Origin of the sequence: Paraburkholderia bannensis, assembly GCF_014200455.1 — a bacterium.
Lineage (GTDB): Bacteria > Pseudomonadota > Gammaproteobacteria > Burkholderiales > Burkholderiaceae > Paraburkholderia > Paraburkholderia bannensis_A.
In genome coordinates this window covers 143,358-165,177 of sequence record NZ_JACHBW010000010.1, presented here as the reverse complement: position 1 = coordinate 165,177, position 21,820 = coordinate 143,358, and the positions used below count along the sequence as shown (strand labels likewise).

Below are 21,820 nucleotides of genomic sequence, written 5' to 3'. Positions count from 1 at the left end.
GAGGTGTCAGGCGGCCAGCGCCGCTTGGTCTTTCGCTTGGTCTTTCGACTTCCTGCCGGTGCTCGCGCGGGCGCGGCGCCGTGCAGCCGCTTTCGTTTTCGCCTTGGCGGGCGCGGCCTCGCGGGCCAGTGCGGCGTCGAGGTGCGGCATCATCGTGCGCGCGACTTCGCGCATCACCGGCATCACCACGCTGTTGCCGAACTGACGGTACGCCTGGGTATCGCTCACGGGAATGCGGAAGGTGTCGGGCAGGCCCATCAAGCGCGCGCACTCGCGCGGCGTGAGGCGGCGCGGACGCAGCCCTTCGCCCTGATGCACGAGGATTTCGCTGCCGTCCTTGTGATACCGCGCCGACAGCGTGCGCGTGACGCTATGCGGAAACGCCAGGCCGTAGCCGAAGCCATTACCCGCCGCGCGGTGCTTTTCGGCGTATTGCTGCAGATAGGCCCAGAGCCTGGGCGTGAGCGTGTACTTCGGCTGCACGCGGCGCGCGCTGTGATCGAAGAAGCGCTCGCCGTCCCACGGCAACAACGGCTCGCTGCCGTCGGTGCGATGCAGGACCGAGGCGAGACGCGGGCCTTCTTCGGGCAGACTGAGCGCGTCCCAACTGAACGGCGTCGGCTCCCGAAAGCCGACGATGATGATGCGCTCGCGATGCTGCGGCGTGAAATGACGGCCGTCGATCACGCGGTAATGCACGTCGTAGCCCAGCTCGTCGCGCAGCACTTGCAGGATCACCTCGAAGGTGCGGCCGTGATCGTGCGAGAGCAGGTTCTTGACGTTCTCCAGCAGGAAGGCGGCGGGGCGCTTTTCGGCGATGATGCGCGCGACGTCGAAAAACAGCGTGCCTTGCGTCGTGCACTCGAAACCGTGCGGACGGCCGAGCGCGTTCTTCTTGGACACGCCCGCAATCGAGAACGGTTGGCACGGGAAGCCTGCGAGCAGCACGTCGTGATCGGGCACTTCGGCGGCGGGAAACTCGACGATATCGCCCACGTAGGCATGGCCTTCGCCATCCTTCGGGCCGTAATTCTCCAGATAGGTCTTTTTCGAGAACGGGTTCCACTCGCTCGTCATCACGCAGTCGCCGCCGTGGGCCTCGAAGCCCATGCGGATGCCGCCGATGCCCGCGAACAGGTCGACGAAGCGAAAGCGTGCGGGCGCAGCAGGCGCGGCGGGCTTGGCGAAAGCGGGCTCGGTGCTGCGCAGCAACTCGCGCAGCGCGGCGTCGAGCATGGCGGGGCACGCCGTTTCGCCCTTTTCCCAACGACGCACGGTCTTGACGTCCTTGCCGACGTGGGTGGCGATCTGCTGCTGCGTGAATCGCTGACGTGCCTGCGCAAGCAGGTCTCGCGGATTGGCCGGGTGCACGAAGTCCTCTCTGGGTATTTTGGCGGACATTATGACCGATGCCTGACCCAGTGCGCCAGGAATTACGGGCGCGATCGTGCGTGATTGTGTGTGATTGTGCGTGTTTGTGCGCCAGGGTACGCAAACGCCTGCGCCCCGGCTCGCGGAGGGCGGACCGGGGAAGGCAGATCTTGAAGGGAACGACGCGAAACTATTGGTTCGCGATCTGACCCGCAGCCTGTTTTGCAAGCGTCGCGGTCATCGAGGCGGCGTTCAGCTCGTGCAAGTCGATCTGCACCAGCAGGCTGTCGATGTCGGCAAGCTGGCCTTTATTGATATGGCCAGTGTCGAGCAGCCGGTGCAGGCGTGCGCGCCAGTAATTCGCGGAGAGGATCGGTCCGCCGAGGTCGCCCGTGAGGGAGAGCGGCATGACGCGACGGATGTGGGCAATGTCCTGATCGATCAGATTCGACATCAGGTAGCCGGGCGGGAGGGGACGGAGCGTGTCCATGTAAGGAGATTACGACAGCTCCGACCCTAACTTTAATCGAATCATACTCCACGTTTACCCTGGTATCGTGCCCTTTTGTCCCGTTTGGTCTGTCAACGCGGACGATTCGACGCTGTGATCTGGCGCAAATTAGCGCCTGCCGGTTCAGCCAAGCAACAGCATCGTCAGCGACGAATAGACCACGGCGGTCAGCGCGGCGATCAGGGCGAAAATGTAGGGCGAGGTCATGGCGGAGGACTCCGATGGTCTGCGGCTTTGCGCCGGTGTGCTGGAGACCATCGTAGGCGAGGCGCGAGCGCGTGAAGGTTAACAATTGACAAACCTTGGTGCGCTCGCGGACGCAACCTTCAAGCGCTGCCGCGGACCTCCGCGATCCGCCGGGTTGCTTACTCGTCGGCGGCCGGGTCAGGTTCGGCGGACGTGGGTGCCGGTCCTTGCACGGCGCCTTCGAAGAAGCGGCGGGTCGCTTCGAACGATTGCAGCATTTGCTCGGGCCACGGCGATTGCAGCATCACGGCCTGATGGTTTTCGAATGTCGACGACAGCAGCTTGATCAGTTCCGGCGAGCTGAAATGGCGCAGCAGCACGCTCACGGCGATCGCGGTGGCCTGGCTCGCGCCGGCGGTCTGCAGTTCGGAGTGGGTGAGAGCGGCGACTTGCTTGTTGATGTCCATAATGGATCTGCCTCGAAAGAGCGCGCTGCGGCGCGCGTGGCTTCAAGCTCAAGCGAACCGCGTGCCGCGCAGCACTGGAAAATGGAAAACGGGAACCGGGATGGCTCTGGGTGAGAGCAGACTGAACGTGGGCGACGGCGGAGCGGGCGAAAGAGACTGGCGGCGCGATCGGCCGCGCCAATTGCGCGACATCGATCTGGTCCCCCTGGCAGGAATCGAACCTGCATCTAGCGCTTAGGAGGCACTTGTTCTATCCATTGAACTACAGGGAGCGCTCAGTAACCGCTCAGTAACCGCTCAAGGGCATCGGAAGCCCCGACTCCGCCCAACCGCCATGTTTCCCAAGTCACCCGTCATGGCGCGGAGTCCGCGCGAGGACGTTGCCTGCGCAGGCGCAAGAGTATAGCAAAGCCAATGCGGCTGGAAAACGTCGCCCTGAGGGTATTCAGGGGGCTGCCTAACTTCAGAACTCGACGACGGCGAACTCCGGCTTGCCCACGTCGCACAGCGGGCAACGCCAGTCGTCCGGGATATCCGCGAAGCGCGTGCCCGCCGCGATGCCTTCGTCGGGCAATCCTTCTTCTTCGTTATAGATCCAGCCGCAAATCAGGCAGACCCAGCTCTTGTACTCGATGACTTCGCTCACAACACACCTTTCTCAATGCAGTACGCGGCGCGCGGCCGCGGAGAAACCCTTTTATATGGCCCCGTTTAGCCGGGGCGAGGGCGAGCCGCGATGTTACCGGAAAACGGCAGGCGCACCTTCAGCTTGACGTTTGCAATGCTGCGGCAGGCGCGCGGCATCGCAGCGTCGCGTCATCGCTGCGGTGTATGCTTGGCCGCGAGTGGAGTTCACCCAAGGAGCGATCAATCATGAAAAAATCCTGGCTGGCCGGCATGACCTTCGCGGCGTGTCTTTTGGCAAACGGCTTCGCAAGTAGCGTCGCGCATGCCGAGGGCGTCTATTTCATCGAGCCGGCGGACGGTGCGACCGTGAGCAACCCGGTGCATATCAAGTTCGGCATCGACGGCATGACGGTCGCGCCCGCGGGCACTGTCACGCCCAATACGGGCCACCATCATCTGCTGATCGACGGGCAGCCGCTGCCGCAAGGCACGGTGGTGCCGGTCAGCGACAAATCGATTCACTACGGCAAAGGCCAGACCGAAGCCGATATCACGCTGCCGCCCGGCGATCACACGCTCACCGCGCAGTTCGCCAACGGCGCACACCAGTCCTACGGCCCCGAGTGGAGCAAGACGATCACGGTGCATGTGAAGTAAGCCGCGCGAAGTCCGCCGCCGGGGCGCACGCCGCGCCCCGGTACAATATGCGCTTGCTCTCCAACGCAGGCCACGGTTTCCATCCATGTCGCTTTACACCATCACCGGCGCGCAACTCGCGTTCGGCCACGTCGCGCTGCTCGATCACGCGGACTTTTCGCTCGAAGCCGGCGAGCGCGTCGGGCTGATCGGCCGTAACGGCGCGGGTAAATCCTCGCTGCTCAAGATCGTCGCCGAGCTCGCCCGTCCCGACGACGGCCTCGTCACGCGCCAGCAGAACCTCACGACCGTCTACGTGCCGCAGGAGCCGGATTTCGATACCGACGCCTCGGTGTTCGACACCGTCGCCTCGGGCCTCGCGCAGGTGCGCGCGCTGCTCGACGAATACGACGCGGTCGCGCATCGACTCGCGGAAACGCCCGAAGGCGCGGAACACGACGCGCTGATGGCCCGCATGAATTCGCTGCAATCGTCGCTCGACATGCACGACGGCTGGAACTGGCGCACGCGTGTCGCCACCACGCTCGCGCAGATCGGCCTGGAAGGCGAGGCCCGCGTGGGCGCGCTTTCGGGCGGCATGCAAAAGCGCGTGGCGCTGGCGCGCGCGCTGGTGCTCCAGCCCGACGTGCTGCTGCTCGACGAACCGACCAACCACCTGGACTTCGACGGCATTCGCTGGCTCGAAGAGCTGCTGGTCTCGCAGCGTTCGAGCCTGCTGTTCATCACCCACGATCGCGCGTTCCTCGACCGCGTGGCCACGCGCATCGTCGAACTCGATCGCGGCAAGCTGCTCTCGTATCCGGGCAACTTCTCGCAGTATCAGGAGCGCAAGGCGCTACAGCTCGAAGTCGAGCGCGTCGAAAACGAGAAGTTCGACAAGCTGCTTGCGCAGGAAGAAGTGTGGATCCGCAAGGGCGTGGAAGCGCGCCGCACGCGCAGCGTAGGGCGCATCGCGCGCCTCGTGCAGATGCGCAACGACCGCGCCGAGCGCCGCAACGTGCAGGGCAACGTCAAGCTCGACGTCGCGCAGGGCGAAAAGTCGGGCAAGATCGTCGCGGAACTCACGGACGTGGTGAAGCAGTATGGCGGCCGCCGCATCGTCGACCGCTTCACGGGCACGGTGATGCGCGGCGACAAGATCGGCTTTGTCGGCCCGAACGGCGCGGGCAAGACCACGCTGCTCAAGCTGATTCTCGGCGAACTCAAGCCCGATGAAGGCACGGTGCGCGTGGGCACGAACCTGCAGGTGGCGTACTTCGACCAGATGCGCGCGCAGCTCGACCTCGAAAAAACGCTCGCCGATACGATTAGCCCGGGCAGCGACTGGGTGGAGATCAACGGCGCGAAAAAGCACGTGATGAGCTATCTGGGCGACTTCCTGTTCGCGCCGGAGCGCGCGCGTTCGCCCGTGAAATCGCTGTCGGGCGGCGAGCGCAACCGTCTGCTGCTCGCGCGCCTGTTCGCGCGGCCCGCCAACGTGCTGGTGCTCGACGAGCCCACCAACGACCTCGACATCCCCACGCTCGAACTGCTCGAAGAGCTGCTCGCCGATTACGACGGCACCGTGCTGCTGGTCTCGCACGATCGCGCGTTCCTCGACAACGTGGTGACGTCGGTGATCGCGTCGGAGGGCGAAGGTAAGTGGCGCGAATATGTCGGCGGCTTCACCGACTGGCAGACCCAGAGCGCGCGCTCGCAGGAAATCGCCGAAGCGCGTGCGCCGAAGGACGCCGCCCCGGCTGCCGCAGCGCCCAAGGACAGTTCGGCGGGCCGCAACGCGCAGCGCAGCGTGAAGCTGTCGTTCAAGGAGCAGCGCGAGCTGGACGAGCTGCCGAAGAAGATCGAGGCGCTGGAAACAGAGCAGAAGACCATCGGCGCGCAAATCGAAGACGGTTCGATCTTCGCGAAGGACGGCAAGGAAGCGACGCGGCTGACGGAACGTTACGCGGCAATCGACGAGGAATTGCTCGTGGCGCTGGAGCGCTGGGAAGAACTGGAAGCGAAGCGCAAGTGATGGAGTGAGAAGGAAGCGGCCTGCGGGCCGCTTTTTTATGGCAGCGTTCAGGGATGGTCATCGCAAACCACGCAACGAACAGTCCAGCAAACCGCGCAAAATCTCCCTTAGACCCGCCGCCCCCAAGCCCCGGCCGCAAGCGGCCCATTCCACGCGAGTCGCCCTTGCGGGCGCCCGCTGGCCGAACGGCCGACCCTCAAGCAAATTGCCGCGCGGTCCCAAATCAGTACAATACCTCGCGAATACGGCGGACCGGCCTGGCGCGCCGCGCCTGCGCGCCAGGCGAGCAGTCTGTTCACGCCATTGTTTCGTCACGGTTTTTTTGAACACTCAACGCGTTTTCCCCGCAGATGTCCACAGGCTCTGTGGACAAGCGCGCGGACAACTCCCTGCGGATCACCATGTCAACGAAGAAGTCAAACGCTGCAAACGCTGGATATAGCGAAGCGTCGATCAAGGTGCTCAAGGGCCTCGAGCCCGTCCGGCAACGGCCGGGCATGTACACGCGCACCGAGAATCCGCTGCACATCATCCAGGAAGTCATCGACAACGCTTCGGATGAAGCGCTCGGCGGCTACGGCAAGCGCATCACCGTCACGCTGCACGCGGACCATTCCGTCTCCGTCGAGGACGACGGTCGCGGCATCCCGTTCGGCCTGCACCCCGAAGAAAAGGTGCCGGTCGTCGAGATCGTCTTCACGCGCCTGCACGCGGGCGGCAAGTTCGACAAGGCCGCTGGCGGTGCGTACACGTTCTCGGGCGGCTTGCACGGCGTGGGCGTGTCGGTCACGAATGCGCTGTCCACGCGTCTGGATGTGACCGTCTGGCGCGACGGCAAGGTTGCCGAACTCGGCTTCTCGCACGGCGACGTCACCCGACCGCTGACCACGCGCAACGCGGCGCGCGACGAGAAAAAGAGCGGCACGCGCGTGACCGCGTGGGCCGATCCGAAATATTTCGATTCACCGAATCTGCCGCTCGGCGAGTTGCAGCGTCTGCTGCGCTCGAAGGCCGTGCTGCTGCCGGGCGTCGAAGTCACGCTGGTGATCGAGAAGACCGGCGAGCGCCAGAGCTGGAAGTACGACGACGGCCTGCGCGGCTATCTGCTCGAAGGCATGGGCGGCGCCGATCTGCTGATTCCGCTGTTCGAAGGCGAGCGTTTCGCCGACGGCCGCAGCAACGACGACACTTTCGCCGAAGGCGAGGGCGCGTCCTGGGTGGTGGCATGGAGCGAGGAAGGCTCGCTCACGCGCGAGTCCTACGTCAACCTGATCCCCACGCCCGCCGGCGGCACGCACGAAAGCGGCCTGCGCGACGGCTTGTTTCAGGCGGTCAAGAGCTTTATCGAGCTGCACAATCTGCAGCCCAAGGGCGTGAAGCTGCTGCCCGAAGACGTGTTCGCGCGCGTGTCGTTCGTGCTCTCGGCCAAGGTGCTCGATCCCCAGTTCCAGGGGCAGATCAAGGAGCGCCTGAACAGCCGCGACGCCGTCAAGCTGGTGTCGTCGTTCTCGCGTCCGGCGCTCGAACTGTGGCTCAACCAGCACGTCGAGCACGGCAAGAAGCTGGCCGATCTCGTCATCAAGCAGGCGCAGGCGCGCACGCGCGCGGGCCAGAAGGTCGAGAAGCGCAAGAGCTCGGGCGTGGCCGTGCTGCCGGGCAAGCTGACCGACTGCGAAGCGACCGATATCGCGCGCAACGAACTGTTCCTCGTCGAGGGCGATTCGGCGGGCGGTTCCGCGAAGATGGGCCGCGACAAGGAATACCAGGCCATCCTGCCGCTGCGCGGCAAGGTGCTCAACACCTGGGAAACCGAGCGCGATCGCCTCTTTGCGAACAACGAAGTGCACGATATTTCGGTGGCGATCGGCGTCGATCCGCACAGCCCGGACGATACCGTCGATCTCTCGAATCTGCGCTACGGCAAGATCTGCATTCTCTCGGACGCAGACGTCGACGGTTCGCACATCCAGGTATTGCTGCTCACGCTGTTCTTCAAGCATTTCCCGCAGCTGATCGAGCGCGGCCACGTGTACGTGGCGCGTCCGCCGCTGTTCCGTGTGGATGCCCCGGCGCGCGGCAAGAAGCCGGCGCAGAAGCTCTACGCGCTCGACGAAGGCGAGCTCGAAGCGATTCTCGACAAGCTGCGCAAGGACGGCGTGCGTGAAACGCAATGGTCGATCAGCCGCTTCAAGGGGCTGGGCGAAATGAGCGCCGAGCAGCTGTGGGACACCACCATGAACCCGGACACGCGCCGCCTGTCGCCCATCCTGCTCGGCGACCTCGATTACGAGGCCACCGTGGCGCGCATGACGATGCTGATGGGCAAGGGCGAAGCGGCTTCGCGCCGTTCGTGGCTCGAAGAGAAGGGCAACGAAGTCGAAGCGGATATCTGATCCGCGCCTTCTACACAACCTGCCCCTACAGATTACGGACTGATTGAAACATGGACGATCTTTTTGTTGAAGCGAATGGCGCGGCCGACGGCGGCGACACGCTCACGCTCGGCCACTACGCGGAACGCGCCTACCTCGACTACGCCGTGAGCGTGGTCAAGGGCCGTGCGCTGCCCGACGTCTGCGACGGCCAGAAGCCGGTGCAGCGCCGCATCCTGTTCGCGATGAACGAGATGGGCCTCGCCGACAACGCCAAGCCCGTGAAGTCGGCGCGCGTGGTCGGCGACGTGCTCGGTAAGTACCACCCGCACGGCGACCAGTCGGCCTATGACGCGCTCGTGCGTCTGGCCCAGGACTTCTCGATGCGCTATCCGCTCATCGACGGTCAGGGCAACTTCGGTTCGCGCGACGGCGACGGCGCGGCGGCGATGCGTTACACGGAAGCGCGCCTCACGCCCATCGCCAAGCTGCTGCTCGACGAAATCGACATGGGCACCGTCGATTTCATGCCGAACTACGACGGTTCCTTCCAGGAACCCAGGACGCTGCCCGCGCGCCTGCCGATGCTGCTTCTCAACGGCGCATCGGGCATTGCCGTGGGGCTGGCCACCGAAATCCCTTCGCACAATCTGCGCGAAGTGGCGACGGCGGCGGTGGCGATGATCAAGAATCCGAAGCTTTCGCACGCGGAAATCATGGAGCGTCTGCCGGGACCGGATTTCCCGGGCGGCGGCCAGATCATTTCGAGCGAAGCGGAAATCGCGGCGGCTTATGAAACCGGCCGTGGCAGCCTGAAGGTGCGCGCGCGCTGGAAGATCGAAGACCTCGCGCGCGGCCAGTGGCAACTGGTCGTCACGGAACTGCCGCCGAACACGTCGGGCCAGAAGGTGCTCGAAGAGATCGAGGAGCTGACCAACCCCAAGCTCAAGCTCGGCAAGAAGACGCTCACGCCCGAGCAGTTGCAGAACAAGCAGACCATGCTCGGTCTGCTGGACGCCGTGCGCGACGAGTCGGGCAAGGACGCGCCGGTGCGTCTGGTGTTCGAGCCGAAGACCAGCAAGATCGATCAGGGCGAGTTCATCAATTCGCTGCTGGCCAACACCAGCCTCGAATCGAACGCGTCGCTGAACCTCGTGATGATCGGCGCCGATGGCCGTCCGCGCCAGAAGGGCATCAGCGAGATTCTGGGCGAGTGGATCGGCTTCCGTTTCGCAACGGTCACGCGCCGCACGAAGCATCGCCTCGCCAAGGTCGACGACCGCATCCACATCCTCGAAGGGCGGATGATCGTCTTCCTCAATATCGACGAAGTCATCCGCATCATCCGCGAGTCGGACGAGCCGAAGTCGGCGCTGATGAGCGCGTTCGGCCTTTCCGAGCGTCAGGCCGAAGACATCCTCGAAATCCGTCTGCGCCAGTTGGCGCGGCTGGAAAAGATCAAGATCGAGAAGGAACTGGCCGAGTTGCGCGAAGAGAAGGCGAAGCTCGAAGAACTGCTTGCCAACGAAGCGTCGATGAAGCGCCTGATCGTCAAGGAAATCGAAGCCGATGCGAAGCAGTATGGCGACGATCGCCGCACGCTGATCCAGCAGGAAAAGCGCGCGAGCTTCGAAGTGCGCGTGGCGGACGATCCGGTCACGGTGGTGGTGTCGCAAAAGGGCTGGGTGCGTGCGCTCAAGGGCCACGGTCTGGACCAGCAGGGCTTCACGTTCAAGGCCGGCGACGGTCTGTACGCGGCGTTCCAGTGCCGCACACCCGACACGCTGATCGCGTGGGGCAGCAATGGGCGCGTGTATTCGGTGTCGGTGGCGCAACTGCCGGGCGGTCGCGGTGACGGCGTGCCGGTCACCTCGCTGATCGAACTCGAATCGGGTTCGCATCTGCTGCATTACTTTGCGGCACCTGCGGACACGCAACTGCTGCTGGCGTCGAGCAACGGCTTTGGCTTTATCGCGAAGATCGGCGACATGGTCAGCCGCGTGAAGGCGGGCAAGGCCTTCATGACGATCGACGAAGGCAGCGTGCCGCTCGCGCCGATGCCGATGCTGCCGGACGCGATCCAGGTGGCGTGCCTGTCCTCGGGCGGTCGTCTGCTGGTGTTCGGCCTCGACGAGATGAAGACGCTCTCGGGCGGCGGTCGCGGCGTCACGCTGATGCAGCTCGAAGACAAGGAGACGCTCGTGCAGGCGCTGGCGATCAACGCGGCGGGTGTCGTGCTGGAAGGCACGGGCCGCGGACAGAAGCCGGGCGAAGACCTGATGGCCGGTCCGGTGCTCGCGCCGCAGATCGGCAAGCGGGCACGCAAGGGCCGCGCGCCGGACTCGAAGCTCAAGGTCATCACGGGCATGCGCCCAGTGCTGCCGCGCCAGGCCTGACGCGGCCTGCGCATGGCAACGCCTGGCCAGCCAAAGCGGGAGCCAGCCAACGTACGCCCGTGAACGGGCGTACACGTCCAGTGCGCGACCGTGGGCGGCATGAAATAATGCCGCCCACATTACATCCGGGCGTTCGCACCGGAAATCTTTTAAGTACAAGGAAATATCAGCATGGGTCACGCGATCGAAATCGCGCTGTTTGTGCATCTGCTGAGCGTCGCCGTGTGGGTGGGCGGGATGGTTTTCGCGCACTTCTGTCTGCGCCCCGCGCTCGAAGATCTCTCGCCGCAATTGCGGCTTCCGCTCATCGAATCGGTGTTTGGCCGCTTCTTCAACTGGGTGGGCATCGCCATCATCCTGATTCTGCTGAGCGGCGGTTTCCTGCTGATGCAGTTCGGCGGCGGCCATGCCACCTGGCAACTGCACGCAATGGCGGGCCTGGGCGTCATCATGATGCTGATGTTCGGCCATATCCGTTTTGCGCTGTTCCCGCGCATTCGCCGCGCGGTGCAGGCGCAGAAGTGGCCCGACGGCGCGCGCGCGGTGGGGTCGATGCGCCGCCTTGTGATGATCAATCTGGTGCTGGGCGTCGTGACTATTGGTGTTGCGGTGCTGGCGCGCGGGTATTGAAGCTGCTTGATCGTTGTTGATGCAACGTTCGCGCGGCGTTGCCTACAGCCGCTGCGCGAGCGCATAGCGCTGCATGCAGCGCTCCATCGCGCCGAAGAACGCCTCTTCGGCCGCATTGCGCTTTCGCTCGCGATGCCACAGCAAGTGGATATCCACATCCGCGAGACCTTCCTCCGGCGGCAATTGCCACAGACGCTGCCGCGCCAGATCGTCCTTCACGATATGTTCCGGCAGGCAGCCAATGCCATAGCCCGCGTAGATCAGCCGCCGCACTTCATCGAGACTCGGCGACGATGCCACGATGCGCCCCGTAAAGCCGCGCTGATCGCGGAACACCGTGAGCGGCGAAAGACTGTCGCCGATCTGGTCGCTGGTGAACGACACGAAATTCTCGGCCAGCAGATCCTCCATCGTCAGTTGCGATAGCCCGAACAGCCGGTGATGCCGGCCGCAATAAATCGCGTAGCGCTGGCGCAGAAAGCAGCGCATTTCCAGCTTGTCGACGGGCGTGCGGCACAGGCTCAGACCCGCTGTCGCGGTCTTTTGCAGCAGCGATGAAATGATGTCGGTCGAGCGCATCACTTCGATCTGCAACTCGATGCGCGGATAGGCGACGTGGAATTCCGCGAGGAATTCGTCGTAGACGCGCGATTCGATCCGGCTCACCGTGAGCAGGCGGATCGAGCCGGAGATATCGGCTGTGCGCTCGTCGAGCTCCGTTTCCAGCCGCGAAATATTGCCGTAGATGTCGTTGGCGATCCGATACACCTCTTCGCCCGCCTGGGTCGGCACGAAGTGCGCGCCGCGCCGCTCGATCAGCTTGCGGCCGAGCGCATCTTCGAGGCGCTTGAGCGCCTGGCTGACCGCCGGCTGCGTCACGTAGAGGCGCGCGGCGGCGCGGCTCAGGCTGCGCTCCTGCATGATCGCCAGATAGGTGCGCAGCAAATTCCAGTCGAGCCGGTCGTTGAGAAAGCGGGTGGTGTCGGCACGCATGCGCGGTTTCCGTCCAAGATATTAGCCAGATTTATGTGCTGAATAATAACGCGAAATTTGACTAATGTTTTCTGGCTGGCGATAAAGCCTGCATGGCGAATGCGCTGTTTTAGCGCCGCAAACCGCGCCTCGACCACACTCATACCGCACGCGCCCCGAAGGAGACTCACCTCATGGCCCTATCAGCCACCCCGCACCCGACCACACGCCAGCCCGTGCGCGCCGCCGCCGCGGCGTTCATCGGCACCATGATCGAGTGGTACGACTTCTACATCTACGCCACGGCCGCCGCGCTGGTGTTCGGCGAGCTGTATTTCCCCTCCGAAGACCGCTTCGTCAGCACCATGGCGTCGTTCGCCACCTTCGCGGTGGGATTTTTCGCGCGTCCGCTGGGCGGCGTGATCTTCGGCCATCTGGGCGACCGCATCGGCCGCAAGAAGGCGCTGATGACCACGCTGATGATGATGGGCGTGGCGACGGTGTGCGTCGGCTTGCTGCCGTCGTATGCGAAGGTGGGCGCGCTGGCGCCCGTGCTGCTGGTGCTGCTGCGCGTGGTGCAGGGCGTCGCCGTGGGAGGCGAGTGGGGCGGAGCGGTGCTGATGGCGGGCGAACACGCGCCCGAAGGCCGCCGCACCTTCTTCGCCTCGTTCGCGCAACTGGGCTCGCCTGCTGGACTGATTCTTTCGTTGCTGGCGTTTCGCTCGGTCACGTCGCTCGACAAGGCCGATTTTCTTTCGTGGGGCTGGCGTCTGCCCTTCCTCATCTCCGCCGTGCTGCTGATCGTCGGCATCATGATCCGGCTGGGCGTGAACGAATCGCCGGAATTCGAAAAGCTCAAGGATCAGCGCCGCACCGCCAAGCTGCCGATCGCCGAAGTGTTCAGTTCCTCGTGGGGTCTCGTGCTGCTGTGCATCGGCGCGAACACCATTGGCATCGCGGGCGTGTACTTCACCAACACCTTCATGATCGCGTACACCACGCAGTACGTCGGCATCACGCGGTCGATGATTCTCGACTGCCTCTTTATCGTCGCCTTCATCCAGTTCTTCTCGCAGCCGCTCGCGGCGTGGCTGGCGGAACGTCTGGGCGGCGCGCGCTTTCTCAAGATCGCGGCCATCGGCGCGATGCTATCGCCGTATCCGATGTTCGTGCTGGTGCAAAGCGGCCATGTCCTGCCGATGGTGATTGGCATCGCCATCGCCGTGGTCTGCATGGCCAGCTACTACTCGGTGATCGCGGGCTTCGTGTCGGGCGTGTTCCCCACGCGCGTGCGCTATTCGGCGATCTCGCTCTCGTACCAGGTGTGCGGCGCGATCGCGGGCGGCCTGACGCCGCTGGTCGGCACGTGGCTCGCGCATCGCTACACGGGACAGTGGTGGCCGCTCGCGGTGTTCTACACCTGCCTCGCGGCGATTTCGCTGCTGTGCATCGTCGGACTCGATGCGCGCCGCAGCCAGCACGCGCATGACGAAGCCACTACGCAGGCGCTCAGCTCGCACTGAGCCTGCGCGCAACCAACGATTCGATCTAAACGGAAGGACCGATGAAAGACCTCTTGCAAATCGACGGCCCGCGTCTGTGGGTGAGCCTCACGGAAATGGCGCGCATCGGCGCGACGGCGGGCGGCGGCGTGCGCCGTCTCGCGCTCAGCGAGGAAGATCGTCAGGGTCGCGAACTGTTCGCGCGCTGGTGCCGCGAAGCCGGCATGACGGTGTGGACCGACGAAATCGGCAACCTGTTCGCGCGCCGCGCGGGCACCGATGCCAACGCCGCCCCTGTGCTGATGGGCAGCCACCTCGACACGCAGCCCGAGGGCGGCCGCTTCGACGGCGTCTACGGCGTGCTGGCCGCGCTCGAAGTCGTGCGCGCGCTCAACGACGTCAGCGCGACCACGGAAAAGCCCATCGACATCTGCTCGTGGACCAACGAGGAAGGCGCGCGCTTCACGCCTGCGATGCTGGGCTCGGCGGTGTTCGCGGGCGCGATGACGCTCGCCGACGCCCTCGCGCGCGAAGATGCCGATGGCGTGACGCTCGGCGCGGCGCTCGATACGTGCGGCGCGCGCGGCGCGAAGCCGGTGCAAGGCGTCGCCATCGACAGCTACTTTGAAGCCCATATCGAACAAGGCCCGATTCTGGAGGCGAACGGCACGACCATTGGCGTGGTGACGGGCGGCCAGGCGATCCGCTGGTTCGACGTCCACGTGACGGGCGTGGCCGCGCATGCGGGCACCACGCCGATGCGCTACCGCAAGGACGCCTTCTTCGGCGCGGCGCAAATGGCGCTGGAAATCGAGCGCGTGATGGCGCGTTACGCGCCGCTCGGCCTCGTGACGATCGGGCAGATGCAGATCGCCAATTCGTCGCGCAACACCATCGCCGCGAATCTGACCTTTACCGTCGATTTGCGCCATCCCGACGATGCGCAACTCGATGCGATGGAGCGCGATCTGCGCGCGGCCTGCGCGGCGGTGGGCGGCTCGCGCGGCCTGGGCGTGAACATCGCGCATTGCTGGACCAGCCCGGCCACGCCGTTCGATCCCGCCTGCGTGGCGCTGGTCGCCGACGCGGTCGAGCGCCTGGGCTACTCGAACGAGCGCATTGTGAGCGGCGCGGGGCACGACGCGATCCACCTCGCACGCTACTGCCCGACGGCGATGGTGTTCATCCCCTGCGTGGACGGCCTCTCGCACAACGAAGCGGAAGACGCGCTGCCCGAAGACGTGACGGCGGGCGCCAATGTGCTGCTCAACGCGGTCGCCGCGCGAGCGGGCGTGCGCGTGCCGGAAGCGGTGGCGGTCTGAGCAAAAGCTAAGGAAAACGAAATATGAAAACGTGGTTCCATCCCGACCAACTGCTGCACCATCCGTGCACCTATCTGTCGCGCGGCCAGATGCGCGAGCCGCAGGAAGTGCCGCAGCGCGCCACGCGTCTGGCGGCGGCGGCACGCTCGCTGGACTTCGACGTGCGCGAGCCCGCCGATCTCGGCACCGCGCCGCTCGCGGCGGTGCACGATATGAGCTATCTGCGCTTCCTCGAAGAGGCGCACGCCGACTGGAAACGCATGCCCGATGATTGGGGCGACGAAGTGATGTCGAATATTTTCGTGCGCGAGCCGAATCCGCTGCGCGGCGTGCTGGCCCAGGCGGCGCGCTATCTCGCCGACGGCAGCTGTCCTGTTGGTGAGAATACGTGGCGCGCGGCCTACTGGTCGGCGCAAAGCGCGCTGGCGGCGGCACACTGCATCAACGATGGCGAGCGCGAGAGCTACGCGATCAGCCGTCCGCCCGGCCACCATGCGCGCGCCGATGCGGCAGGCGGTTTCTGCTACCTGAACAATGCGGCCATCGCGGCGCAGTCGTTGCGCAGCCGCTTCAGGCGCGTGGCGATCCTCGACACCGATATGCATCACGGCCAGGGCGTGCAGGAAATCTTCTATGGTCGCGACGACGTGCTTTACATCTCGATCCACGGCGATCCGACCAACTTCTATCCGGTCGTGGCGGGTTACGAGGAGGAGCGCGGCGCGGGCGAAGGCGAGGGTTACAACGTCAATCTGCCGATGCCGCATGGCGCGAGCGAAGCGCAGTTTTTCGAGCGGGTGGACGCGGCGCTGCGCGTGCTCAGGCGATTTGAGCCCGACGCACTGGTGCTGGCGCTGGGCTTCGATATCTACAAGGACGATCCGCAGTCGAAAGTGGCCGTGAGCACCGAAGGCTTCGGCAAGCTCGGTCAGGCGATTGGCGCGCTCGATCTGCCTTCGGTGATTGTGCAGGAAGGCGGCTATCACCTCGAAAGCCTGGAGGACAACGCGCGGGCGTTCTTCGGCGGCTTTATGGGGGCGAGGTCGCGCTAAAGGCGCGAAGGGTAGTGCGCTGTCTCGTTCAGCGCGCTGCCAGGGTTTAACGCGACTGCTGTGTGTCGCTCAAACGTTCGTTGCGCTGCTCGCCGGTCTCGTCCGGCGTATCGCCGCACACGCCAAAGCGCTCGATCAGCGCGGGCACGCCTTCCACCGGCACCGGACGCGAGAACAGGAAGCCCTGCGCCTCGATCGGCCCGAGCGCGGCGAGCCAGGCAATCTGCTCCTCGGTTTCGGTGCCTTCCACCACCACGGTCAGGCCCAGCGAGCGCGCCAGATTGACGATCGCCGAGACCATCACGCAAACGCTGCGGTCGGCGGGAATGGCTTGCACGAAGGAGCGATCGACCTTGAGCGTGTCCACCGCGAAGCGATTCAGATAGGACAACGACGAATAACCCGTGCCGAAGTCGTCGAGCGCGACGCGCACGCCCAGTCGCTTCAGGGCGAAAATTTTCTCGGAGACCAGTTCCGGATACTCCATCATCGCCGTCTCGGTGATTTCGAGTTCGAGCTTGTGCGCGGCGATGCCGGTTTCCTCGATGGCGCGCGAAATCGTCTCGTAGAGATCGCCGCGCCAGAATTGCACCGCCGATATATTGATCGCCAGCGACAGCGTCTCGTAGCCTTGCTGCTGCCACAGCGCAAGCTGCGCGCAGGCCGTGCTGATGACGAAGTCGCCCACCGGCACGATCAGGCCGGTCGATTCTGCCACCGGAATGAATTCGCTCGCGGGGATCAGGCCGTATTGCGGATGGTTCCAGCGCACCAGCGCCTCGAAACCCGTAATGCAGCGGCGGCGCAGATCGATCTTCGGCTGATAGGCGAGAAACAGTTGCCCTTCGGCCAGCGCCACGCGCAACTGCTGCTCCCACTTCATCAGATGATCGGCGCGATGCGCGAGCTGCGGCGAGTAAAAGCGGAAGCAGTTGCGGCCCGCTTCCTTGGCGGCGTACATCGCCAGATCGGCCTTCTTGAGCAGATCGATTTCGCTTTCGTGCGCCACGGCGAACAAGGCGATGCCGGTGCTCGCATGCAGCACGAAGGCGCTGCCGCGCACATCGAATGGATGCGTGAAGGCGGCGTTGGTGGTTTCCGCGAGCGTGCTGGCGCGCTTCTCGATCTCGTCGCCCTTGACGATCACCACGAACTCGTCGCCACCGATACGCGCGAGCGTGCCCGCGCCGCCCACCGCATCGGCCAGACGCGCGGCGCTCATCTGCAGCACGATGTCGCCCGCGTTGTGGCCAAGCGTGTCGTTGACGGTCTTGAAGTTGTCGAGGTCGATAAACAGAATCGCCAGCCGCCCGAGATTGCCCGGCTGCGAGACTTCGTGGCGCAGCCGTTGCAGCGTGGCATAGCGGTTGGGCAGGCCGGTGAGCAGGTCGTATTGCACGAGTTGCGACATCTCGCGCTCGCGCCCGAGCAGCTTGCCGATCAAACCCGTCGCCACCGCGAAGAACGACAGCATGGCGAGCGAGATGAACGTCGCCATCATCAGGTAGACGTCGCGCGTGTGGTTGTAGTCGGCGAATTCTTCGGCCTGCGAAAGGCCCACCAGCACGGCGAGCGGATAACCGTCGATATGGCGGTACGAAACGATGCGCGTCACGTGATCGATCGGATCGACATAGATGCCGGACACATGTTCCGAAATCGGATAGACGCCGCTGGCGGAGAACCCGCCTGACGCGTGTTCGGCGCTGCCGGTACGGCGGGCGAGCACGGCGCCGGTATCCGAGATCACGGCGATCACGCCGTCACGGCCAATCGCCGCATTGTTGTAGAAGTCGCTGGTGAAGTAGCCCGGATCTTCCGAGACCACCACCACGCCCGCGAAGGAGCCGTCCTGGTGATTGAGGCGGCGCGTCATCTGCAGGGTCCAGTGACCCGATACGCGGCCCAGCACCGGCTTGCTGATGAAGAGTTGGTCGTCGTTCTCGTGCTCGTGCACCTTGAAGTGCTCGCGATCCGAGAGATCGATGGGCTTGGGATTCGGGTCGGCGGTATTGGCGACCAGCCTGCCGTGCTCGTCGATGATCGACACCTGCACGAGCGAGTCGCTTTGCACCACGCCTTTTTCGACCGTGGTGGCGAGATTGAAGTGATCGGGCGTCTTCTCGAACTCGTACTTCACGAAGCGCGTGATCTGGTCGACCTGATGGATCGCCTTGACGGTGTGCTGTTCGAGCGCCGCGGAAAGGATTGCAGCGGAGGCCGTTGCCTCGCGCAGCGTCGCTTCCTTTTCGACCGAGAGGCGCGTGAAGATCACGGCCCACAGCAGGACCAGCACCAGCACGCCCAGCAGCGGAATCGCGAGCAGCGTGCGCGGGCGCGTATAAGCGGGATCGGGCGCGCCGCGCAAGGTGGCGTTGCGTGCGAAGGGGCGCCAGTTCGTGCTCATCTGGCCCGCCGCGCATGCGGGTTGCCGCACCGCAGATGCGGCGGCCGGGACGACTGCCGGGACGTCAGTACGGCGCTCGGTGGGATCGGCGGCATCGGATGCGAAACGGCTACGGAAGGAGCGCGAGACGCGCGGAAAAAAAGTCACGGCGGACGCCTCTTTTGCGTCCGATGTCTGGATCTTAATGGTTGGGGAATGATTAAGGAAGCGGTCCCCCCCCGGGTATACGCGAGTTGGAGGAACAAGGGCGTCGACGCTCGATGTGCGACGCATAGACGCGCGGACAGGCATAGCGTCGCGGCGAGCAGGGAGAGGGGCGGGGTGGCCGCTGGCGCAGCGGGCGCGCCGGGGCGTGCCCGGTGGTGCCCGTTACGCCCAAGTCCGCGCGAAATCCTGTGCCGCCGTTGTCCCGGCGACGCGTGGATGCAGCGTTCCCTGCGCGGGCCTGCATGCACGTACGCCACGCGTACTTATGCGATCTGAATCGAACCGTCCACGACGGTCAGCGCCGCGCCGCCGATCCAGATCTTGTCCGCTGCATCGTCGTAGTTGACCGAGATGCGTCCGTCGCGCCCCATCGCCGTGCCCTGCCGCACGGTGTAACGCTCGCCGGGGCGGCGGTTCTGCTGGGCGAGCAATAGTGCGATGGCGGCGTTGGCGCTGCCGGTCACCGGATCTTCGCCCTTGCCCAGGCCGGTCATGAGGCAGCGCACTTCGAAGCTGGCGGGGCCGTTGGCGGCGTGCGGGCCGTAGGCCGCGAGACCCTGGCCGCCCACGCTTGCGGCCACGGCGGCAAGTGCCTCGTAATCGATATCGAGCGCGAGCACATCCTGCGCCGACGCAAGACGCACGACGATCCACGGCGCACCGTTATCGACGCCGCACGGCTGCGCCTCGAAGTCGATCGCGTCCGAGCGCAGCGCGGCGCGCAGGGGCTCGTACTGGGTGGCGGGCAGCGGCGTTACCGTGGCGGGCGGCGCGGCGAAGGCCCACTGCGCGGGGATGCCACCATCATCGCCGGCGCGTGCCGCGCTCTGCTGCGCCAGTTCGATGAGACCCGCGCCGCATTCCTGCACGAGTCGGCCAGGCGTTTTCGGCGTGCGGCCGCTGTCGAGAAACGCATGCGCCGAACCGATGGTTGGATGGCCCGCGAACGGCAGTTCGCCCTGGGTCGTGAAGATGCGCACGCGATAATCGGCGCGTTCGTCGGTGGGTGCCAGCAGGAAGACGGTCTCGGACAGGTTGGTCCAGCGCGCGATGGCCTGCATTTGCGCGGTGTCGAGCGCATCGGCGTCGAAAATCACGGCCAGCGGATTGCCCTTGAAAGGCTGCGACGTGAACACGTCGACCTGTTTGAAGCGGACGCTGCGTAGAGTCATGGTCGGCACTATCAGGATAAAAACTCGCGGCGAAAAAGCGGCGAAAAAGCGGCGAAAAAGCGGCGAAAAAGCGGCGAAAAAGCGGCGAAAAAAAACCGCACCTTGCGGCGCGGTTCGAGATCACTGAGGCGCGCCGGCGCGAACTCGCGCACCGGCCGCATCGACATGAACGCTTACTCGACTTCGGCGATCAGTTCGATCTCGACGCATGCGCCGAGCGGGATCTGCGCGACGCCGAACGCCGAACGGGCATGCTTGCCCTTTTCGCCAAACACGTCGGCGACCAGTTCCGATGCGCCGTTCGTAACGATGTGCTGCTCGGTGAAATCGAACGTCGAGTTCACGAGGCTCATCAGCTTCACGATGCGCTTGACCTTGTTCAGGTCGCCCGTGTGGGCGTGCAGCGTGGCGATCAGATCGATGGCGATCGAGCGCGCGGCGGCCTTGCCTTCCTCGGTCGAGAGCGTGTCGCCGAGCTTGCCGGTCCACACCTTGCCATCCTTCTTCGCGATGTGACCCGACAGATAGACCGTGTTGCCGCTCTGTGCGCTCATCACGTAGGCGGCGGCGGGTGCGCCGGCCTGCGGCAGTTCGATGCCGAGCTGTTCGAGACGGTCGTAGATGTTGATGTCAGCCATGTTCAGGAGTCCTTGTACAGGTAACGGGTTGGTCGACGATGGGGCGTCAAATCACATGCGCGCGCGGATCAGCTTCGCGAGCTTCGCCACGCCTTCCTCGATCTTCGCCGGCGGCACGGTGACGAACGACAGGCGCAGCTTGTTCCGTTGCGGCTCGCGCGCGAAGAAGGGCGCGCCCGGCACGAAGGCCACGTTCTGCGCAACGGCTTCTTCCAGCAATTTCATACTGTCGATCTGTTGCGGCAGCGTGACCCAGATGAACATGCCGCCTTCCGGGCGGTTCCAGCTTACGCCTTCGGGCATGTTGCGCTTGAGCGAGTCGAGCATCGCTTCGCATTGGTCGCGGTAAAGCGCGCGCACCTTGGGGATATGGGTGTCGAGGAAGCCGTCCTTGACGACTTCGTAGACGATGCGCTGCGTGAAGCTGGGCGTGTGCAGGTCGGTCGCCTGCTTGGCCTGCACGAGTTTGAAGTGCAGGTCTTCGGGCGCGATGATGTAGCCCACGCGCAGGCCCGGAGCCAGCACCTTCGAGAACGAACCCAGATGGACGACGTGATCCGGCGCCATCGAGTGCACCGTCGGCAGCGGTTCGCCCGCGTAGAGCAGCGCGCCGTAGGGATCGTCTTCGATCACCGGGAACGGCGAGGTCTGCGCGAAGGCAGCGAGCGCCTGGCGGCGTTCGAGCGGCAGGCGGCGGCCCGTCGGGTTCTGGAAGTTCGGGATCGCGTAGAGCAGACGCGCGCCGGCCGTGATTTCGGGCGTGAGGCCTTCGGTCACCAGACCTTTGTCGTCGGTCGGCACCTGCACGTAGTTCGGCTCGTAGAGCGAAAACGACTGCAGCGCGCCCAGATAGGTGGGCGTTTCCACCAGCACGGGGCTATCGGGCGAGACCAGCACTTTGCCGATCAGGTCGAGCGCCTGCTGCGAGCCCGTGGTGATGAGCACCTGCGAGGGGCGCACCTTCGCGCCGTTCACCGAGTGGCGCTCGGCGACCCATTCGCGCAGCGGCATATAGCCTTCGGTCGCGCTGTACTGGAGCGCGCCCGACGGATCGTCGCGCAGGATGCGATCGGCGGCGGCGCGCATTTCCTCGGCCGGGAAGCTGGCCGGAGCGGGCAGGCCGCCCGCGAAGGAGATGACTTCGGGCCGTTCGGTGACCTTCAGGATTTCGCGAATCGCCGAGCTGGTCAGCTTGATTGCGCGCTCGGACAGTTGCCACGCGGGGGCGGCCTTGAGATCGCTCTGGTCCATGGGGTCTCCTTTTTAGGGTCGGGCGAATGTGACGGGAAGTACGGGGAAACGAGTGAATCTGCGTAG

Annotated in this window: 19 protein-coding genes and 1 tRNA gene; 8 read left to right on the top strand and 12 right to left on the bottom strand. The window is 64.9% G+C overall.

The window, feature by feature from the left end; genetic code table 11:
• Positions 1-6: 6 nt before the first annotated feature.
• The 6 genes from dcm to F4827_RS18125 all read right to left on the bottom strand — a co-directional run bounded on the left by dcm (position 7) and on the right by F4827_RS18125 (position 3,181).
• The gene (gene dcm / locus F4827_RS18145) at positions 7-1,401 is read right to left on the bottom strand and encodes a DNA (cytosine-5-)-methyltransferase (RefSeq protein ID WP_183725587.1); all 1,395 of its coding nucleotides are present in this window, start codon (positions 1,399-1,401) and stop codon (positions 7-9) included.
• 160 nt (positions 1,402-1,561) lie between these two features.
• Positions 1,562-1,825, bottom strand: a complete 264-nt coding sequence (locus F4827_RS18140) for a hypothetical protein (protein ID WP_183725585.1) — start codon at positions 1,823-1,825, stop codon at positions 1,562-1,564.
• 180 nt (positions 1,826-2,005) lie between these two features.
• Positions 2,006-2,140 (bottom strand): hypothetical protein, encoded by a 135-nt coding sequence (locus F4827_RS35360; protein WP_260175277.1) that lies wholly within the window; start codon positions 2,138-2,140, stop codon positions 2,006-2,008.
• Positions 2,141-2,247: 107 nt separating this feature from the next.
• Positions 2,248-2,535: a hypothetical protein gene (locus F4827_RS18135; RefSeq protein ID WP_183725583.1), complete on the bottom strand. Its 288-nt coding sequence runs from the start codon at positions 2,533-2,535 to the stop codon at positions 2,248-2,250.
• Positions 2,536-2,732: 197 nt separating this feature from the next.
• A tRNA-Arg gene (locus F4827_RS18130) sits at positions 2,733-2,807 on the bottom strand.
• A gap of 191 nt (positions 2,808-2,998) precedes the next feature.
• Entirely contained in the window at positions 2,999-3,181 is a 183-nt protein-coding gene (locus F4827_RS18125) for a rubredoxin (protein WP_167062713.1), read from the bottom strand.
• A 224-nt stretch (positions 3,182-3,405) separates the two neighbouring features.
• On the opposite strand from F4827_RS18125, the gene F4827_RS18120 reads away from it, so the two are divergent.
• The 5 genes from F4827_RS18120 to F4827_RS18100 all read left to right on the top strand — a co-directional run bounded on the left by F4827_RS18120 (position 3,406) and on the right by F4827_RS18100 (position 11,231).
• Positions 3,406-3,819, top strand: a complete 414-nt coding sequence (locus F4827_RS18120; RefSeq protein ID WP_409258813.1) for a DUF4399 domain-containing protein — start codon at positions 3,406-3,408, stop codon at positions 3,817-3,819.
• An 85-nt stretch (positions 3,820-3,904) separates the two neighbouring features.
• Positions 3,905-5,833 carry an ATP-binding cassette domain-containing protein gene (locus tag F4827_RS18115; protein ID WP_183725579.1) on the top strand — a complete coding sequence of 643 codons (1,929 nt, stop codon included), beginning with the start codon at positions 3,905-3,907 and terminating at the stop codon, positions 5,831-5,833.
• Between the two features lie 401 nt (positions 5,834-6,234).
• The gene (locus tag F4827_RS18110) at positions 6,235-8,226 is read left to right on the top strand and encodes a DNA topoisomerase IV subunit B (protein WP_183725569.1); all 1,992 of its coding nucleotides are present in this window, start codon (positions 6,235-6,237) and stop codon (positions 8,224-8,226) included.
• 50 nt (positions 8,227-8,276) lie between these two features.
• Entirely contained in the window at positions 8,277-10,601 is a 2,325-nt protein-coding gene (gene parC, locus F4827_RS18105; protein WP_183725567.1) for a DNA topoisomerase IV subunit A, read from the top strand.
• A 171-nt stretch (positions 10,602-10,772) separates the two neighbouring features.
• Positions 10,773-11,231: a CopD family protein gene (locus F4827_RS18100; protein WP_183725565.1), complete on the top strand. Its 459-nt coding sequence runs from the start codon at positions 10,773-10,775 to the stop codon at positions 11,229-11,231.
• A 42-nt stretch (positions 11,232-11,273) separates the two neighbouring features.
• On the opposite strand, the gene F4827_RS18095 is transcribed toward F4827_RS18100, so the two are convergent.
• Positions 11,274-12,224, bottom strand: coding sequence for a LysR family transcriptional regulator (locus F4827_RS18095; RefSeq protein WP_183725563.1), 951 nt, complete (start codon positions 12,222-12,224; stop codon positions 11,274-11,276).
• Between the two features lie 173 nt (positions 12,225-12,397).
• Here F4827_RS18095 and F4827_RS18090 point away from each other — a divergent pair, with 173 nt between their 5' ends.
• From F4827_RS18090 to F4827_RS18080, 3 genes are read left to right on the top strand one after another with little or no spacing between them, the layout of a single operon-like run.
• Entirely contained in the window at positions 12,398-13,726 is a 1,329-nt protein-coding gene (locus F4827_RS18090) for an MFS transporter (RefSeq protein WP_183725561.1), read from the top strand.
• A 41-nt stretch (positions 13,727-13,767) separates the two neighbouring features.
• Positions 13,768-15,027 (top strand): Zn-dependent hydrolase, encoded by a 1,260-nt coding sequence (locus tag F4827_RS18085; RefSeq protein WP_183725559.1) that lies wholly within the window; start codon positions 13,768-13,770, stop codon positions 15,025-15,027.
• A gap of 23 nt (positions 15,028-15,050) precedes the next feature.
• On the top strand, positions 15,051-16,079 hold the full coding sequence (locus F4827_RS18080; protein ID WP_183725557.1) for a histone deacetylase family protein: 1,029 nt from the start codon (positions 15,051-15,053) through the stop codon (positions 16,077-16,079).
• Between the two features lie 46 nt (positions 16,080-16,125).
• On the opposite strand, the gene F4827_RS18075 is transcribed toward F4827_RS18080, so the two are convergent.
• The 5 genes from F4827_RS18075 to F4827_RS18055 all read right to left on the bottom strand — a co-directional run bounded on the left by F4827_RS18075 (position 16,126) and on the right by F4827_RS18055 (position 21,754).
• Complete coding sequence (locus F4827_RS18075; RefSeq protein WP_183725554.1) at positions 16,126-18,486, bottom strand: EAL domain-containing protein; 2,361 nt, start codon at positions 18,484-18,486, stop codon at positions 16,126-16,128.
• Positions 18,487-18,956: 470 nt separating this feature from the next.
• Positions 18,957-19,865 carry a PhzF family phenazine biosynthesis protein gene (locus tag F4827_RS18070; protein WP_183725552.1) on the bottom strand — a complete coding sequence of 303 codons (909 nt, stop codon included), beginning with the start codon at positions 19,863-19,865 and terminating at the stop codon, positions 18,957-18,959.
• A gap of 11 nt (positions 19,866-19,876) precedes the next feature.
• On the bottom strand, positions 19,877-20,017 hold the full coding sequence (locus F4827_RS18065; RefSeq protein WP_183725550.1) for a hypothetical protein: 141 nt from the start codon (positions 20,015-20,017) through the stop codon (positions 19,877-19,879).
• A 21-nt stretch (positions 20,018-20,038) separates the two neighbouring features.
• Positions 20,039-20,503: a RidA family protein gene (locus F4827_RS18060; RefSeq protein WP_183725548.1), complete on the bottom strand. Its 465-nt coding sequence runs from the start codon at positions 20,501-20,503 to the stop codon at positions 20,039-20,041.
• 51 nt (positions 20,504-20,554) lie between these two features.
• On the bottom strand, positions 20,555-21,754 hold the full coding sequence (locus F4827_RS18055) for a PLP-dependent aminotransferase family protein (RefSeq protein WP_183725546.1): 1,200 nt from the start codon (positions 21,752-21,754) through the stop codon (positions 20,555-20,557).
• Positions 21,755-21,820: the final 66 nt, after the last annotated feature.

Bases quoted from the DNA above. Each gene is read 5' to 3' on its own strand.
- F4827_RS18060 (WP_183725548.1), bottom strand. From the start codon at position 20,503: ATGGCTGACATCAACATCTACGACCGTCTCGAACAGCTCGGCATCGAA.
- parC (WP_183725567.1), top strand. From the start codon at position 8,277: ATGGACGATCTTTTTGTTGAAGCGAATGGCGCGGCCGACGGCGGCGAC.
- dcm (WP_183725587.1), bottom strand. From the start codon at position 1,401: ATGTCCGCCAAAATACCCAGAGAGGACTTCGTGCACCCGGCCAATCCG.
- F4827_RS35360 (WP_260175277.1), bottom strand. From the start codon at position 2,140: ATGGTCTCCAGCACACCGGCGCAAAGCCGCAGACCATCGGAGTCCTCC.
- F4827_RS18085 (WP_183725559.1), top strand. From the start codon at position 13,768: ATGAAAGACCTCTTGCAAATCGACGGCCCGCGTCTGTGGGTGAGCCTC.
- F4827_RS18090 (WP_183725561.1), top strand. From the start codon at position 12,398: ATGGCCCTATCAGCCACCCCGCACCCGACCACACGCCAGCCCGTGCGC.
- F4827_RS18110 (WP_183725569.1), top strand. From the start codon at position 6,235: ATGTCAACGAAGAAGTCAAACGCTGCAAACGCTGGATATAGCGAAGCG.
- F4827_RS18080 (WP_183725557.1), top strand. From the start codon at position 15,051: ATGAAAACGTGGTTCCATCCCGACCAACTGCTGCACCATCCGTGCACC.
- F4827_RS18075 (WP_183725554.1), bottom strand. From the start codon at position 18,486: ATGAGCACGAACTGGCGCCCCTTCGCACGCAACGCCACCTTGCGCGGC.
- F4827_RS18070 (WP_183725552.1), bottom strand. From the start codon at position 19,865: ATGACTCTACGCAGCGTCCGCTTCAAACAGGTCGACGTGTTCACGTCG.
- F4827_RS18115 (WP_183725579.1), top strand. From the start codon at position 3,905: ATGTCGCTTTACACCATCACCGGCGCGCAACTCGCGTTCGGCCACGTC.
- F4827_RS18095 (WP_183725563.1), bottom strand. From the start codon at position 12,224: ATGCGTGCCGACACCACCCGCTTTCTCAACGACCGGCTCGACTGGAAT.
- F4827_RS18140 (WP_183725585.1), bottom strand. From the start codon at position 1,825: ATGTCGAATCTGATCGATCAGGACATTGCCCACATCCGTCGCGTCATG.
- F4827_RS18135 (WP_183725583.1), bottom strand. From the start codon at position 2,535: ATGGACATCAACAAGCAAGTCGCCGCTCTCACCCACTCCGAACTGCAG.
- F4827_RS18100 (WP_183725565.1), top strand. From the start codon at position 10,773: ATGGGTCACGCGATCGAAATCGCGCTGTTTGTGCATCTGCTGAGCGTC.
- F4827_RS18055 (WP_183725546.1), bottom strand. From the start codon at position 21,754: ATGGACCAGAGCGATCTCAAGGCCGCCCCCGCGTGGCAACTGTCCGAG.